At 41.1% G+C, this 14,370-nt stretch carries 17 protein-coding genes and 1 pseudogene; 8 read left to right on the forward strand and 10 right to left on the reverse strand.

Features of this window, described 5'->3' with window-relative positions; genetic code table 11:
• The first annotated feature begins 138 nt into the window (after nucleotides 1-138).
• On the forward strand, nucleotides 139-321 hold the full coding sequence (locus tag V7K50_RS08740; protein WP_334959115.1) for a hypothetical protein: 183 nt from the start codon (nucleotides 139-141) through the stop codon (nucleotides 319-321).
• Here the strand turns inward: V7K50_RS08740 and V7K50_RS08745 are convergent.
• Nucleotides 321-886 (reverse strand): annotated as a pseudogene (locus tag V7K50_RS08745) (NF041680 family putative transposase); the annotation flags it as partial. The gene V7K50_RS08740 and the pseudogene V7K50_RS08745 overlap by 1 nt on opposite strands.
• Nucleotides 887-1,116: 230 nt before the next feature.
• Here V7K50_RS08745 and V7K50_RS08750 point away from each other — a divergent pair.
• Nucleotides 1,117-1,920, forward strand: a complete 804-nt coding sequence (locus tag V7K50_RS08750; RefSeq protein ID WP_334959117.1) for a ParA family protein — start codon at nucleotides 1,117-1,119, stop codon at nucleotides 1,918-1,920.
• Between the two features lie 3 nt (nucleotides 1,921-1,923).
• Nucleotides 1,924-3,075, forward strand: a complete 1,152-nt coding sequence (locus V7K50_RS08755; protein ID WP_334959119.1) for a ParB/RepB/Spo0J family partition protein — start codon at nucleotides 1,924-1,926, stop codon at nucleotides 3,073-3,075.
• 530 nt (nucleotides 3,076-3,605) lie between these two features.
• On the opposite strand, the gene V7K50_RS08760 is transcribed toward V7K50_RS08755, so the two are convergent.
• Nucleotides 3,606-3,842, reverse strand: coding sequence for a hypothetical protein (locus tag V7K50_RS08760; RefSeq protein ID WP_334959121.1), 237 nt, complete (start codon nucleotides 3,840-3,842; stop codon nucleotides 3,606-3,608).
• Nucleotides 3,843-4,538: 696 nt separating this feature from the next.
• Between V7K50_RS08760 and V7K50_RS08765 the strand changes: the two genes are divergently transcribed.
• Together V7K50_RS08765 and V7K50_RS08770 are read left to right on the forward strand one after the other, a co-directional pair.
• Nucleotides 4,539-5,501, forward strand: coding sequence for a ParM/StbA family protein (locus tag V7K50_RS08765; protein WP_334959123.1), 963 nt, complete (start codon nucleotides 4,539-4,541; stop codon nucleotides 5,499-5,501).
• Nucleotides 5,502-5,503: 2 nt separating this feature from the next.
• Nucleotides 5,504-5,794 (forward strand): hypothetical protein, encoded by a 291-nt coding sequence (locus tag V7K50_RS08770; RefSeq protein ID WP_094346684.1) that lies wholly within the window; start codon nucleotides 5,504-5,506, stop codon nucleotides 5,792-5,794.
• A 52-nt stretch (nucleotides 5,795-5,846) separates the two neighbouring features.
• On the opposite strand, the gene V7K50_RS08775 is transcribed toward V7K50_RS08770, so the two are convergent.
• Both V7K50_RS08775 and V7K50_RS08780 read right to left on the reverse strand, forming a co-directional pair.
• Complete coding sequence (locus V7K50_RS08775) at nucleotides 5,847-5,996, reverse strand: hypothetical protein (protein WP_334959126.1); 150 nt, start codon at nucleotides 5,994-5,996, stop codon at nucleotides 5,847-5,849.
• 28 nt (nucleotides 5,997-6,024) lie between these two features.
• Nucleotides 6,025-7,689 carry an ATP-binding protein gene (locus V7K50_RS08780; RefSeq protein ID WP_334959128.1) on the reverse strand — a complete coding sequence of 555 codons (1,665 nt, stop codon included), beginning with the start codon at nucleotides 7,687-7,689 and terminating at the stop codon, nucleotides 6,025-6,027.
• A gap of 324 nt (nucleotides 7,690-8,013) precedes the next feature.
• Here V7K50_RS08780 and V7K50_RS08785 point away from each other — a divergent pair, with 324 nt between their 5' ends.
• The 3 genes from V7K50_RS08785 (at nucleotide 8,014) to V7K50_RS08795 (ending at nucleotide 9,769) form a co-directional block, all read left to right on the forward strand.
• A complete protein-coding gene (locus V7K50_RS08785; RefSeq protein WP_334959130.1) occupies nucleotides 8,014-8,664 on the forward strand; it encodes a primosomal protein in 651 nt (216 codons plus the stop codon).
• Between the two features lie 172 nt (nucleotides 8,665-8,836).
• Entirely contained in the window at nucleotides 8,837-9,268 is a 432-nt protein-coding gene (locus tag V7K50_RS08790; RefSeq protein ID WP_334959132.1) for a hypothetical protein, read from the forward strand.
• Nucleotides 9,269-9,454: 186 nt separating this feature from the next.
• Complete coding sequence (locus tag V7K50_RS08795; RefSeq protein ID WP_292792833.1) at nucleotides 9,455-9,769, forward strand: hypothetical protein; 315 nt, start codon at nucleotides 9,455-9,457, stop codon at nucleotides 9,767-9,769.
• A 78-nt stretch (nucleotides 9,770-9,847) separates the two neighbouring features.
• On the opposite strand, the gene V7K50_RS08800 is transcribed toward V7K50_RS08795, so the two are convergent.
• From V7K50_RS08800 to V7K50_RS08825, 6 genes are all read right to left on the reverse strand, one after another.
• Complete coding sequence (locus tag V7K50_RS08800) at nucleotides 9,848-10,393, reverse strand: hypothetical protein (RefSeq protein WP_334959134.1); 546 nt, start codon at nucleotides 10,391-10,393, stop codon at nucleotides 9,848-9,850.
• Between the two features lie 36 nt (nucleotides 10,394-10,429).
• On the reverse strand, nucleotides 10,430-11,212 hold the full coding sequence (locus V7K50_RS08805; protein ID WP_334959136.1) for a DUF6753 family protein: 783 nt from the start codon (nucleotides 11,210-11,212) through the stop codon (nucleotides 10,430-10,432).
• Nucleotides 11,213-11,396: 184 nt separating this feature from the next.
• Nucleotides 11,397-12,167 (reverse strand): mobilization protein, encoded by a 771-nt coding sequence (locus V7K50_RS08810; protein WP_334959138.1) that lies wholly within the window; start codon nucleotides 12,165-12,167, stop codon nucleotides 11,397-11,399.
• A 45-nt stretch (nucleotides 12,168-12,212) separates the two neighbouring features.
• Complete coding sequence (locus V7K50_RS08815) at nucleotides 12,213-12,851, reverse strand: hypothetical protein (protein WP_334959140.1); 639 nt, start codon at nucleotides 12,849-12,851, stop codon at nucleotides 12,213-12,215.
• Nucleotides 12,848-13,171 carry a hypothetical protein gene (locus V7K50_RS08820; RefSeq protein ID WP_334959142.1) on the reverse strand — a complete coding sequence of 108 codons (324 nt, stop codon included), beginning with the start codon at nucleotides 13,169-13,171 and terminating at the stop codon, nucleotides 12,848-12,850. Before V7K50_RS08820 ends, V7K50_RS08815 begins: the two co-directional genes overlap by 4 nt.
• A gap of 41 nt (nucleotides 13,172-13,212) precedes the next feature.
• Nucleotides 13,213-13,995, reverse strand: coding sequence for a ParM/StbA family protein (locus tag V7K50_RS08825; RefSeq protein WP_334959144.1), 783 nt, complete (start codon nucleotides 13,993-13,995; stop codon nucleotides 13,213-13,215).
• Between the last annotated feature and the right edge of the window lie 375 nt (nucleotides 13,996-14,370).

The following is a 14,370-nucleotide window of genomic DNA, read 5'->3' on the forward strand; positions in this document are numbered from 1 at the left end:
GCTAACAAGCTTATGCCTTTAGTTCGTTTTTTGGCATGGTAGCGATGAGATACTCTTAAAGGGAAAATGTGATACCGAACAGCCTGCACAACGGCCGCGCTCAGTTACCAGCGGAGCATCCTGCTGCCGCCCGGTGAAATGCAAGACAAAGAACAGTTACAAGTGCGGTTGAAGGATGCGTTTCGAGGATTTGATACACCAGCAGGTAAGATGCGGGTAAAAATGCTTCGTTATGATGCAGCTTCTGAGGGTAGTGGGATATTTTTTCACCGTAGGCGATCGCTTGGCAATATAGCTATAGCCATGAAGATTAGGACGTAGACTAACAGGTCTGCGTTAATCTCCTCCGTGGCTTGGACAAATTTGGCATTGCCGTAGCCTCGGTCATAAGCGGCAAGTGGTCTTTTTCCTAACTCACGGGTTACAAGTTTTAGTTGGAATGCGGCTAAAATTAGTGGGCGTTTCAAAGCTGGTTATCCGTTCATGTTTTAACGGCAATGCCCAACTCCCATTCGCTAATGTACTGTAACGAAAGTCCGATGCCTATGCTCCCCCCTCTATCCCCATGAAAAGTTCTTTCTTTTAGTGTCTTTGCTTCTGTCCGTGCCCAAAAGCTATGATCTCCTGCCAGAAATGGCTGTTCATCCGTCCCTACCTCCTGTACCAGCAGCTTCATCAGCAACATTATCGGTGGACGACTATCATGCAGTGCTGCATAAATGCTTGACCATTGCCGTCGAAATACTGGGCTTTGTGACAAGCTTACAAATGATGGAATAGAAGGACTTGTCAATACTGCATTCATCAATTCAAATACTGGATCTTTGGCCTTCCCTAAACAATCATAGACAGCTTGGCGGAATTTTTCTAGTTGTGTCAGGATCATCGCGTCAATGATTTATCGATTACTTTCATTGACTTTACGGCAGTCAGTGTTACTGCTGACTGCTTTTCTCTAGCCTTTTAGTCCAAAGTCCAGTCTGTTTTGATAGCAATCCTTGTTAGAGAAATTAGAAAAATGATATAACATTATCTCAAAATTATTCGCCAAAACTGATATAACGTTATCTCATGACTGGGAGTCGGAAATATAGTAATCAAGAAAGAGAAAAAATTATGCCTGCCAATTTGACCCTTTCGATTGAGACAAACGCTGGAGGAGTGGCAAAAAGTACTATTTCATACAATCTTGCGTATGAGTTGGGTGTTCGTGGCTATTCAGTGGCACTATTAGACATCGATCCTAACGAATCATTGACATTATTTTGCGGATTAGGAGAATTTAAAACACAGGGAACAATGGCTAATGTTTACCATCCAGACTTCAATGGGAACTGGCCTTTAGTTACAGCTTGGCAAGGTAAGATTGACAAAATTCAAGTTTGTAAAGGCGGAAAAGAATTACACGAAACAATTCGGGAAGTTTCAAAGGATCTGCGTGGAGCTTATACTCTTGCAGATCGGTTGAGTGATTACCCCTTATCTCATGATTTTATAATTATCGATTGTCCTGCAACATTGGAGCCTTTACCACTGACTGCTCTTGCAGCTTCTAGCCACGTATTAATTCCCATTCAACCTGAATACAAGGCTTCTCAAAGTGCTGCGGCGATGATTGAGTGGTACTATTTCAACTGCAAGCGGCTGAGATTGAAACCGACTCCGAAAATATTAGGTATAGTTCCTACTCGTTGGAAAAGTGATTGGGGAGCGCATAGAAGTATTGTTGAGGAACTTCCCCTAGTCTGTAAAAATTTGGGAATTCAGTATTTTAGCCCAATTCGAGAATCAGCGGATATTCTTAATGCTTCTGGTAGAGGGCTACCTCTGGGAATTTATAGACCAGGCAAAGAGGCAAGAGGAGATTTTATGCCAATTGTTGATGCACTAGTTCAAGAACTTAAGCTAATAAGAGGTTAATCGATGACAAAATTAAACAAACCGAGTGTACTTGGAATGTTTGCTTCTGCTGCTGATTCACAACAGATATTTGAGCTTGAAGAACGAGTAGAAGATTTACAGGCAGAGATTACAAGATTAAAAGATGAAGAAGCACAGGGAAAGCTTGCTGAAGAAGAACGTACACTCCTCAATCAAACTATTGAAGACCTACGAGAACATTTGAAAGCATCTGGAATTTTTAAAATTCACTATAGTGAAGTAAGACCCAATCCAAAACAAGCAAGGCAAACATTTACTTCGGATAGTATTCGGAGTATGGCTGTTTCCATTAGAGAGTCAGGGCAACAACAGCCGATTATTTTACTACCGGGAAATCTCATTTTTGATGGAGAACGGAGATGGAGATCCGTTGCAGAAGAGTTACAGCCAGAAATTGAAACACTTGATGCAGTGATGCTTCTAAAAGAACTTTCTGAAGAGGAATTACATGCACGCACTTTATTAACTAGTCTTCACCGAGAAGGCTTGAATGAGCTAGATTTAGCCGAAGGTTTGATTCAACAGGCTAAGTTAGCTTTGGAATTTGAACAGGAAGAAGTAGTTAGAGCACTTAGGAGAGCAATAGCTAGATTAAACGCAAAAAAACTTTTGCCCCAATTAACTGAATTGGTTATTTTAACTAGAAAAGAGCAGTCAGAAGGCATTAAAGCATTTAATTTAGACGAAATAGAACAAAGTATTCTTCTGTTATTACTACGTTTTCAACAAAATCCAGCATCAGTAGATGCAAATATCTTTCCTTGCTTACGGCTTTCAGAAGACTTAAAAATTGCGATTAGACAATCAGGACTTGGTGCAAACCATGCCCGGTCACTCCAAAAACTAAATTCTAAAAATTTAAAAGTTGAAGAAACTAAAGCTCTTAAAATCCGACAAGATGCTACATCACAAGTTTTGCAAGAAAGGTTAACAGTCGCTCAAACTCGTTTTCTAGTTGCCCAAACTATTGGTGAACATGCTCCTGAAACAAAACCTAAACCAAGTCACCAAATCAGTTCTCTAATTCGAGATGTCTCAGCAACTAAGGTCGAAGATATCCAGCAAGAGCAACTGAGAGATTTATTGGCTGTATTAGAAGCTAAGGCAAAAGAGATTCGGAAAAAGTTGGACTAATACTATTTCGTCCGACTTAGTTTACTGAACCGGAGATGTCCATGTAATCTATGAGTGCCTATCTATAACTACTCAAATGGCTTTCGCCTAAATCCCGCAGAGTCAAACCAGAATTATCAGCCGAACGGTTTCAGCATGTGAGATTTCTAGACTCAAGGGAGCTAACGAATTCTCCAAATCTGACCGTAGACATTCTAAGGCAACGTACTCTTGTGCCGAGATAATATCTTTTGCAGTTGAGTTTATCGCTCCTCTGAGATTCCTAGCTCTAAAAAAGCTAGAGGACGAAATGCGCTTAGGCATTCGTAAATTTGCTTAGGGAATGCGTTAACAGCCTCAGCAATTTCTGTAATTGTGGGCTTTCACCCCAAGCTTTGAAAAAGTTTTATGTGTGATTTTTTGATTGGTATCAATCTTTTGGTCAGATCATGAGGTAAGCGAATTGTGCGCGATTGTCCTGCAACTGCTCTTGTAACTGGTTGCGGAATCCACCAGATGCACAGGTAGAGAAGTTATATCCCCGATTGGGATCAAACTTCTCCACAGCATGAAAGCGAACCTATTGCTCCCTCTTCAATCAGATCCAGAAATTCCAGGTTACTCCAGCGACATTTTTTAGCTACCGCAACCGCCAACCTCCGGTTAGTGGTAATCATTAAATGTTTAGCCAGTTGACCAAGCTTTTGAATTTGGGTTAACTGTGCTTCTGTTTTATTTACCTCGGCAGCTAGTTCAGCCCTAGTTGGGGAACGCTCTAGTCGTTGCACTTGAGAATTGTTTTGCTTATCAAGTTTTGCATTGACCTTACAAGTCTTGTGTAGACAATCTCTTACTCGGCAATAGCCTCGGAAAGCGACCAATTTCTCGTAGATAAATTCCATCTGTATCAGAGCTAGGGCTAGACATCTTGCGGGAAGCTAATTTAATAACAAAGACATTGACAGTAGAGTATAAATCAAACAGTCAACCATTTTAGAGGGTGTAGGGAACCAACGTTTTGAAACGCGGGATTGAAGCAAGGACGCTTTGTATTTCGCGTTATGCGTCTCGAAATAAATATTTTTTTAAGTGGGCTTAGATCCACAACTAAAGTTTTTTATTCCTTCTTCTCTATTTTTTTGTAAGTTAATTTCTACTGCGTTGATAGAAAAGATTTTACAAATTGCTGGTGGGGGCTATATGGGGGCTATATATACCCCAAAGATAGATTAGAACTTCTATGAAAATTTGACACCTATATAGGTGCTATATGGGTTCTATATGGGGTATAAAGTGTCATCCAACCAAATGTACCCCACTTAGCCCCCAAGGGGTTATGATAAGCTCTTGAGGTTAGAGAAGGAAGGGGCAGAGTTCTGGGGAAAGACTCATAGCAAGTTATTCTTCTCTCCCCTGCTTTCCTGCTCCCCTAGATAATCTGAACAGATAACTTTCACAAATCAAAACGTATTGACTTGATCCCTATGTCAAACATTCACACGTTACAAAAAATTTTTCCTGCTGGCTTTGATAACGGTTATGGAAGCCTAAAACTTTTAGTCGATGGCTTTGAAGTAGTTCGTGTCCCCAGCTATATTTCCACAGCCGAGATGGAAGATGTACCCGGACGAATACTTTTTAACGGTACTGCTTACACAGTTGGAGAATCAGCTTTCCGCACAGGTTATCATTTTGACCGCAACACGGATAACAATGAAAACAAAGTCAATAATGCGTTGCTGACATTATTCGGTGCGTTGGCACATCTGCCACACCGTAAGGCTTGGCACTTAAAATTAGTTGTCAGCTTACATGATGTTGGCCTGGCTGATGAATTGCAAAAAGTACTAAATGGAGAATATCAGCCGATACTTGCTGGTAAACAATCAGAAGTGAAAGTAGAAGTGCTGAAAGTTGTGCTAGAGGGGATGGGTGCATTGTTTGGGCATCAACTACCGAAAAAATTAACCATTTTAGACTTTGGCAATGGTACGACTTTGTATTCTCGTTACAACCAGGGTAAACGAGAAGTTCACACCGCCTATCCCATCGGTGTAGAAGTTCTCATCGATGATATTTCTCAAAAAATGAAACATCTAAATGGGGGAAAAATCGGGGATGCCTCCAAAATCCGATTTTGTCTGGAAATGGGACATACCAAGTACAGCCGTGACATCGATATTAAAGATATATATAGTGCTTGTTTGAAAGATTGGTATGAAAAATACTTGAAGAAAGTGGTGAATTTGACACTTGATGCCAAGCACCAAGGGGATGAAATTTGGGCGATAGGTGGAGGGTGTCTGTTACCAGGATTTAAGAAGCTTTTAGAAAAGAACGGTTTCAAAATTTTGGACAATCCAGTGGAAGCTAATGTTTTTGGGCTTCTAGAAATGGCAAAAACCATTATGAGCAAGAATCCAATAACCACATCTGGGAAGCTATAACAATGACAGAAAAACTTGACTTGACACCGGAAAAAGTTCGGATCAAAGATAGCTACCGGGAGCGGATATTTGCAGAATCACAGCAATTAGGTAAAAGTTACCTGGAGACGCTTTACTTTATCATTGATTGTTATTTTGCTTTCAGAAAGGGTACATTCCCTACCCAACAAGTAGCTTTCACCCCGATTAATACTGAGTCAAACCAACTTATTCAGCCGACTAAAGAGCTATCTACAGACTCTAAACCAGAGGATTCTGATGACCAAACCTTCAGTCTTGATTTTGATTTGTAAGGGAAATATAGGGCTCCCGTGAGGTTGATCAGCTCGTGCTGTAGTCTTAGAGTCAGCGCCCAAGGATGTCACCAGTCGAAGTTAGAGAGCTTTTCACCAAGACATTTTTGTTGTGATAAAAATTACCACGTTGTTCTAATGTAAACCCACCCAGCAATAATCCCAACCATACTTCTACCATCGGCATTTTAAAATCCGACACAAGCTGAATTTCAAAAATTACATTCGACTCACCCAAATAACTCCCGATGCTGATAAGCAAATCGAGAAACATCCTGACTAGCTACAGGTTTAGCATAAATAGCCTGATTGCGAATTGCCTGCATCTGTTCTGACTCTCGCTCCATAGCTGGTGTAAATTCTTGTCGCTGTTTCAGCAAATCCTCAAACTCAATTTCCCCTGGTCTACCTTGATAAAAAGCCTCTTCAGCACAACGACGGACTGCATTACCAATTTCTGCCGGACTGCAAATGCGATATTCAGCCAACAGTCTACGCCATTGCTCATCGCTCCAAGGTGAGTTATTGTCTCGAAACGCTGGAAAATACTTAGCTAGATGTAGATTGAAAACTTCATATCTTGCCCCTTCATGGGGTAAGTCCACAAAAAAGATATCATCAAAACGGCGAACTAATTCCGCAGGTAGCATTGACAAGCGATTGACAGTAGCAATGGTATAAACTGGCTCTTGATGCTCTTGCATCCAAGTCAACAAAGCAGCAGATAGCCGCCGTGCCACACCTCCATCTGTATTGGAGTCCCAGCCAGCAAAGCCTTTATCAAAGTCGTCCCAGTAGAGTACGCAGGGAGAAAGGGAAGTCACCAAAGCAATAAACTCCTTTAATGCTCTGTCGGGATGACGATCGCCCAGTAGTACACCCCAATTAGCAGCTAACAATGGCAATCCCATTTTCTTAGCTGCTAACTTGGCAGAGAGACTTTTACCAGTACCCGGTGGCCCCCATAAGAGCATCCCAGTGGGAAACTTTAATCCATATTGCTTTGCTTTAGGTTGAAGTAGACAGGTAATAGTTTCCAACCTTTTCTCCAATAAATCTAATCCCCCGGCTGAAGGTACATCCGGTTGAGCAATGTACTCTAAACCCCGACCCCGCAGTTTACTAACTTTATGCTCTAGGACTAATTGGGCGATTTCCTCAAGCTGCTCTGCAAAACCTAAACATTGCTGTAGTAGCATATTGATCTCGCCTATGGGTAAACCCTGACAGGCACGAAAGAGCAATTGCAGCGCTGATGTTTTTTCTGTTGTCTTTAACCAAGAATTGCGATCGGTTACGGCGCGGCGTAGGCGATAGCGAAGCGCTGCTGCTTTCAGCAGATCGCACTCAGCAAACTGCTGAAGCCGGGGATGACTACGCCCAACCCAGGTATCACAAAACTGCTCCACAACTATCTGCACCTGCTGTTGATCTGGAAGTGGATTTGATAGCACAGGAATAAAAGGCTGTAATTCTAGAGATAGTTGAACGTAAGTTTCTAATAACACCCAGTAATGATGTTGTTGACTCCAGAGAGCTTGATGACAGGCATTTAGTAATTGATAGCTAAATTTTTGACTTATTTTGCTACCATCACCCTCATTTAGAACTCCCTCTAGTAAATAAATGCCTGGTTGATATTCCTCCAGAAGATACTGAATAATATCTCCGTCTTTACCCCTGTCAGTTGGCTGTAAGATGTACTGACCTTGATGCTTAATTAATTGCTGTAGTCCACAGTAACCAGGATTCCAAACAAAGACTGACAAAGAACGCTCTTGACCCCAATGGTAAAACTGCTGCAATATCTGGATTATGTCAGGCGTATGATACTCCACAGCCACAATTGGAGTATTTTGGTTAGCTAGAGCAGGCCAGTCTGTTATCAATTTCATAAACCTTACTTTAACAACTTACTTTCCCCTTGTAGAGCAAATTTATTACTGGTGCTTTAGCCACATGGATAGTTATCACTCACGGGTTGGCTATATTTCTGACGTGAAAAAGAGCGATGGCTACGCCCGCCGCAGGCATCGCCTCCATCACAGCGTTAATTTCGGAAACTGCTCCTAGTCCGCTTCTTTATCTCTTAAAAGCATAAATTTATCGTCGCAGCAAAGACAGGTTTGAAATCGCAAAAAAATTGAAATGAAATGGATGTGAAAGCCGCGATTGCGGCAAGGAGGTGAAAAATTCACTTTATTAAAGGAAGCTGTAAAATGGCTTACGCAAAACGCTCCGAAGGAATCGCTAAAGCTAGAACCAATAACAACAATCGCAACGTAGCTAATGCCAAAACATCTGCCAAAACCAATGGCACATCCGCTACAACTAAATCAAAGGTAGCGAATGCTTCACCGCAAGAAGAGGCATTAGCATTGTTGAAGGAATTGCGGAACCTAATCTTCAAGGAATACGGCGTTAAATTACAACTACGGGATTCGCGTGTTTCCACAAAAATCGGTCATGCAGCGCGTGAAAAACTCGGACTTGATATTGCAGCCCAAGTCAAAAAGAAAGGTGGTAACAAAAAGTTTGATTGGCAGAAATGGAATACCAAATTATTTACTAAATTATTTGGACAACCAGATGCACTCAAATATGCACCAGAAGTAGTGGCAATTTTCATGAGTATGCTGTATGACACTATCAGCACTGACCCAGAGCAAGCAATAGCAGATTTAGTTGAATTCAACCGCGCATCTCTGGAACGTCGTAATTCTTTCCAAGAACAAGAAGAGGAAGAACTTGACGATTTAGATGATGAACTAGACGAAGACGTGGATGAAGATGAGGAGGATATCGAAGATGAACTAGACGAAGATTTAGATGAAGATGACGAATTAGATGAAGAAGATGAAGACGAGTAAATAATTCCGAATTATTCTCAGTAATTGACAGAATAATAACCCAAAACAACCCTGTATTGCCTCAAACAATACAGGTTATTTTTTTGCCGAATAAAGAATTAAAATTGGAGCGAATTGCATCTTTCGATGCTGTTTATATGAGAAAAATACTAAATATCAAGGAGTAATTCTCATGGTTAACGCTAACGTTCGCAAAACTGCTAAAGCATCACGCAAAATTGAAAGGCATATTCCTGCTTTAGAACGAGTAATGACTTATCAGGAAAAAGTACACCTGATGGTAATTGAAGTATTGCGGGAAGAATCAGGAAGAGAATTAGCAGCAGCAGCGAGATTTAACGAACAAGAGTTTGATTGGGACAAACACAATTCCCAATTCCGTAAGGACTATGTAAATACACCATTAAAAGAACTGGTGAATTATGCCCGCAAACTTTACGGCTTGAATAATCTTGATGAAATTCGAGATAGACGTGCTTCTCATAAAGCTGCTCGGTCTAAACGCATGGACGGACTCAATGGTTTAAGTAGCAACTCTGATGACTTGATAAATGACGATTTTGAACAAGATGAAGATGACGAAGATATAGAAATTGACGATTAATTACAATGCCCTGAATTATCTAATTCGGGGCATTTTTATTTCCCGCCCACCCGCAGACAAAAAACAGAATTGAAGGCAGCGATTGCTGCTGAATTCAAGAGATTTAAAAGTGAACTCTAACTCAGAAGGCATCTGTCGATGCTGTCTAGGTGAGATGTATTAATTCGTTAATCAAAGGATAATCAAATGACTCGTAATCAGCAACAAACAAAAGCGTTGGATCAAGTAATAGGATATCAGGATAAAGTGCGATTAATGGTACTAGAAGTTTTACGTGAGGAATCAGGCAGAGAACTTGCTGCTCAAGCACGTTTTAATCAGCAAGAGTTTGATTGGAACGAACATAACATTCAGTTTCGCCAGGATTATAGCGAAACTCCCATCAATGAACTACTAGCATACGCCAAACGTCTGTATGGACTGAAAGATTTGGATGCAGTACGGGAGCGGCGCAAAGCTCATAAACAACAACGTACAGCTAGATGGGCTGAAGCTTCATAATTACCTGCTGGTTCTCACAGTAGCCCCACTAAAATGTGGGGTAACTTTTTTGCCCGCCCACCCTTAACCGTAAAAGCTTTATTTGACCAAAGATGCAGCTTCGCACCCCACTCCACCAAATGTTGTAATTGTCCGACTGGAAAGTTTACTAGTCATTAACTCATAAATCTGCTGGTTTGAAAGTTGAGTTGGCTTGACTTCGACTGTGGGTGCAGTATCTCCCCTGTTGACTTGAATAATGGAATTAGCCCAATAAAACTGCTGTTGGTCAGGTTGGGAATAAACAGGATAACAGCCTTTCGAGGCGATCGCTAATTTATGCTCTACGCTAGAAACTGATGGCAGAGAAATACCAGCACGAACTAATTTTGCCTCTCCTACTGGCCCCCACAAACGCAATTGTTGATTGACACAACGTTTTCCATCTTTTAGCGGGGCAATGATGTTGCCACAAACTTTAACATCCACATCATACATCGGTGGATAATTAGGCACAGTTTGAGCTTGAGCTTGAGTCGTATTCCTCTCATCCTTGCCACTGACATTTACAGTAGTAGGGGTACAAGCTGTAACTATACCTCCTATTACCAGCAGCCAAAGCCAGTTAACTTTGCGGGTAAACATCTGCTGAATCCTCTTCTACGATTGAGAAATTGACAACTAATTTTTTAACTTAGATACAAACTTGCGCTGATTGCTAGGTGATGTCCATAACGTGCAGAACCCGGATGAGGCTTTTCTGCTACTTGCTCCAATTTCCAGTGTTACCCCCAAACGCTTGACATCTTTAGCACAAGTAAGTTGACCGTTTTGGTCACGACTCAGCAAATCTTGATTCCATTGCATTAGGTTGTGAGCAAACTTACCTTCATTACTGGTTGCCCATTCCAAAGCATTGGCTTGGGCTTGTGTGAGTTGGCGTGGCCCAGCAGGATCTAGATGACTAGATTGATACCAGGATATTCCACCTACACTTACCAGTCCGCCTACTCCAGCTGCAATTAATAGCAGTATTCCCGCAGCAATTAAAGAGGGAACTGAATGAATAGCACGCTCAAATTCAGTACGCCTAATTAATCCCGTCACAGCCTGAGCGATCGCTTTTTGCTGACCTTTTACTGCTGCCTTTTCATATGTCTGGAGATGGTCATAAAGCTGCGTTTGCCACAGGTCAAACATTGCTTCCATTTCTTTGGGATTGTCTTCCAATAGCACTTGTAGCCTGCCAGTAGCAATCATCATCAGAAATGCTGGGTCATCAGGGTCTAGTCCGGTTTGGACTACAATTTCCCAAACCCTAGCTTTAAATGAATCATCTTTACCTCGAATGGCTAAATCTAGTAAAGTTGGGTAAGGAATTTGGCTCAGTCCTTTGCCTCTAGCAGCTACTGAATCCAAAAACTCATCGTCTAAATCAAGTTCTTCAGTGTGAGAATTACTCATATCTGTATTTGCTTTTAGCTAATTTGCGCCCTCGTACCATACGCTCATTTGGTAATTTGATTTGATGGTGGGAGATGTCACTGAAACAGTGCTGAGTGCTGAGTAACGAGTGTTGAGTAAAAAAGTAAAATTAATTGCACGGGCTAAACGCCCCGCTATCCATGAACAGCACTCCTGAATTAGATTACTTCTTGGTAGTAACTTTGCCGTTAACATTAGCATCATCAACTTTTTCTATGGGGGAAGTAATTGAAGCTGCCGGAGGGTTCCAAATTTTAGCTTTCTCAATTTCCTCAGAAGTTCTTTTGAGAAAATTGTGTAATCGCTGCTTACCCAATACACCTAACTCTCCATAATCTCTAGCCGCAGAAAAATTTATCTGATTTGCATCAAGGATATCCCGCTCTCGATAGCTGAATTTGGGAAAATTGATGACAGCTACTTTATAAGCTTTGATTAATTCCTGTAAATTCTTACGTCCATCTACATGTTTCCAGTCATCGCATAAACCATAATTGCGTACAAATATGTGCTTAATCTTGTTCTCAAAGCGTTCGAGAGATTGCATAAATAATTGAACGCTGTCATATCCACCACTACAAACAAACCACTTATATATTTTGACCTTATTTTTCCCAGTAAGTTCTAGGATTTGATTCCGCTCAATCCAATCAGTGACTGCTGGGTATACTTGAGCAGGTAAATTGACAATGACAGAAGTTGTTAGTGCTAAATTAAAAATTTCATCAGCATCGTAAGCTTTACGTTCTGATTCACTAAAAACTGCTGTTTTATGATTATCTGGGTAAAATGCGCCCACATCTGGATTACTTTGATCTGCTTCTACCAACTCATAAGATAGTTGATTGTCAATGCAGTATTGCACCATAACGCGTGCAAACAAAGACTTGCCAACTCCACCTTTTTCACCATCCATGAAATGAATTGCTGCCATCTGAAATCTCCTTTGTAATTTTACTAAATGTGCATTAATGAATACTTAAATATTCTCAAACATATTGTCTGTGTCATCATAGAAAGACCCCTCACCAGGAATGAAGGAATCAGAATCTATTTTGTGTTTTGGCTGGTTGTCACTATTACTACTGCCATTGCCTTTAGTTTTACCTTTAGCGCTAGCATTACTATTATTCTGATCATCAATACCACCGCTATTACCAATTTCTAGCCCGAACATAGTAGCAAGCGTTTGAGGATTGGTCATAGTGCTGAGAGGTACAGGCAAAACATCACTTGATTTATGCGGTAATCCTAGTTCCATTCGCAAATAAGCCAAATGTTGCTCCAGGGCATGACAACAAATTAACCCTACCTGACGCACCTCTTTATCACTAATTTGTACATCCGCATTTGCTTGAGCTTGATATGCTAAAGGCAACCAACACATTCGTAATGCCTGTAACACGATCTCTTTTCTAGTACTAACTCCATTTCCTTTTTGCAAATATATAATTAGCTTTGCATCAACAGTATTTGAGTAAGCACGAAGCCGAAGAGTCAAATTTTTATATTGTCTTTGTCTGTTAGTATCAGTTCCTTCAGATAGCCTGCGACTACCGCTACTATTGGGCTGTCTATTATTGTCATTATTTTTGGATTGTTTTTTATTTGTAGTCATGCTACCTTCTCCATTTGCGCTCTAAACCGCATAAACAAACCAAACGCATCAATCAACCTAAACGACAAAGCTTCCTGCTCTCGGAAAGTACGGCAATAATCATTACTTTTATCCTTGAATACTTCTTGTACCTGTTGCTGTAAGTCAGCACCCCAATAAGTTGAAATTTCTTGAAAACAATCTTGTAACTCTTGCTCTAAGTACAATGCTGCGCCACCACTCAAAATCACCTCGTTCACCGCAGGTAAAGTTGATTCCAGCCAATCGTAAAGCCTAGACCAATACTCAGCTTTAGCAGTAGCAATGGCATTAACAATCATCTGCAATTCATAATCAAGATTTTTAGGTTCTCTGCTTTTGACTAGAGTGCGAATTGCTTGGTTATCAGCCGTGATATCTGAACCGGCTGCATAGAGGCAGAGGTCAAAGCAGTGGCATCCTGTCCAGATGTGCGCTCAATCACTCGCTTTACCATTTGGTGAAAGCCCAGCCCATTGGTGTAACCCGCCGTCATCTTACCCCGTTCAAATAATAGAAGACTGGTATTGCGATGCCCGAACATTAGCACTGCGATGGTTTGGGCATTGAACCATTCTTTACCATTCTGGCGTTGGCGAATCATTGCCAATCCCGCACCTTCGGGTAAGCACTCGAATTTCTCCAGTTTCACTCGCAATCTTTGACCCCGAAACCTAAAATCCTTGAGTGCAGATTGTAACTGTTGCTCAAATGCTTGGCGATTTTGATATTCACCATAGGGCAGTAGTGAGGTCAGTGATAGTGAAAACCTGTTAGGCAATTTGTTGTGTTGAGCGATCGCACCAATAACCGCTAAGGCTTTGTGAATTGAGGTTTCGTACTTGAGCTTATCGAGTCTGGCAGATGCTGAAAACTGCCGTGCCAGGAATCCAACTACCGTACATTGTGTATCACCATTTGCAGGACTTGACACCCAGGCTTCATCTGCTGGTTTAGGAGATTCTAGACCCTTGCGACTCGACATATAAGCGTCAATCGAACTTTGAGGCAACTTCAGCATCTCTGGTTCCATTGTCATCAAATGTGGTTTGCCTTCAGTTGCTAGTTCGTAAACAATCTTGGTCAAGGAAGCACCAGGGTCAAAACTGACTATCAAGTTTGACATTGACTGTGGTTGTGATTATCCATAAAAGCTGCTTTTAACTTAAATGCAAATATTGGCTGTGAACATCACTCTACTGACCATTTTATTGAAGGCAAATTTTATCCAGTTGGTTATTCTTTTTTCGCTGCTGTTAATTAAGTCGTTACTTTTCTGCTAAGAAATTCGATTTAGAAAAGTGTGCCATAACAGATCCATGCCAGATCCACGAACGAGCCATTGCAGATCCATTACAGTGACAATATTGATCCAATACAGATCCATTTGTCTGACATACGTATTGTAAGTATAATTTTTATTTGCAACAATGCTTAACAATTGACAAAGATTATGCCATGAGAGATCCAATACAAATCCATCAGCGATCCATTACATATT

This window comes from Nostoc sp., from assembly GCF_036917135.1.
Classification (GTDB): Bacteria; Cyanobacteriota; Cyanobacteriia; order Cyanobacteriales; family Nostocaceae; genus Nostoc.

Coding starts and splice junctions, on each gene's coding strand:
- V7K50_RS08740 (WP_334959115.1), top strand. CDS start 139: ATGCAAGACAAAGAACAGTTACAAGTGCGGTTGAAGGATGCGTTTCGA.
- V7K50_RS08750 (WP_334959117.1), top strand. CDS start 1,117: ATGCCTGCCAATTTGACCCTTTCGATTGAGACAAACGCTGGAGGAGTG.
- V7K50_RS08755 (WP_334959119.1), top strand. CDS start 1,924: ATGACAAAATTAAACAAACCGAGTGTACTTGGAATGTTTGCTTCTGCT.
- V7K50_RS08765 (WP_334959123.1), top strand. CDS start 4,539: ATGTCAAACATTCACACGTTACAAAAAATTTTTCCTGCTGGCTTTGAT.
- V7K50_RS08770 (WP_094346684.1), top strand. CDS start 5,504: ATGACAGAAAAACTTGACTTGACACCGGAAAAAGTTCGGATCAAAGAT.
- V7K50_RS08780 (WP_334959128.1), bottom strand. CDS start 7,689: ATGAAATTGATAACAGACTGGCCTGCTCTAGCTAACCAAAATACTCCA.
- V7K50_RS08785 (WP_334959130.1), top strand. CDS start 8,014: ATGGCTTACGCAAAACGCTCCGAAGGAATCGCTAAAGCTAGAACCAAT.
- V7K50_RS08790 (WP_334959132.1), top strand. CDS start 8,837: ATGGTTAACGCTAACGTTCGCAAAACTGCTAAAGCATCACGCAAAATT.
- V7K50_RS08795 (WP_292792833.1), top strand. CDS start 9,455: ATGACTCGTAATCAGCAACAAACAAAAGCGTTGGATCAAGTAATAGGA.
- V7K50_RS08800 (WP_334959134.1), bottom strand. CDS start 10,393: ATGTTTACCCGCAAAGTTAACTGGCTTTGGCTGCTGGTAATAGGAGGT.
- V7K50_RS08805 (WP_334959136.1), bottom strand. CDS start 11,212: ATGAGTAATTCTCACACTGAAGAACTTGATTTAGACGATGAGTTTTTG.
- V7K50_RS08810 (WP_334959138.1), bottom strand. CDS start 12,167: ATGGCAGCAATTCATTTCATGGATGGTGAAAAAGGTGGAGTTGGCAAG.
- V7K50_RS08815 (WP_334959140.1), bottom strand. CDS start 12,851: ATGACTACAAATAAAAAACAATCCAAAAATAATGACAATAATAGACAG.
- V7K50_RS08820 (WP_334959142.1), bottom strand. CDS start 13,171: ATGATTGTTAATGCCATTGCTACTGCTAAAGCTGAGTATTGGTCTAGG.
- V7K50_RS08825 (WP_334959144.1), bottom strand. CDS start 13,995: ATGTCAAACTTGATAGTCAGTTTTGACCCTGGTGCTTCCTTGACCAAG.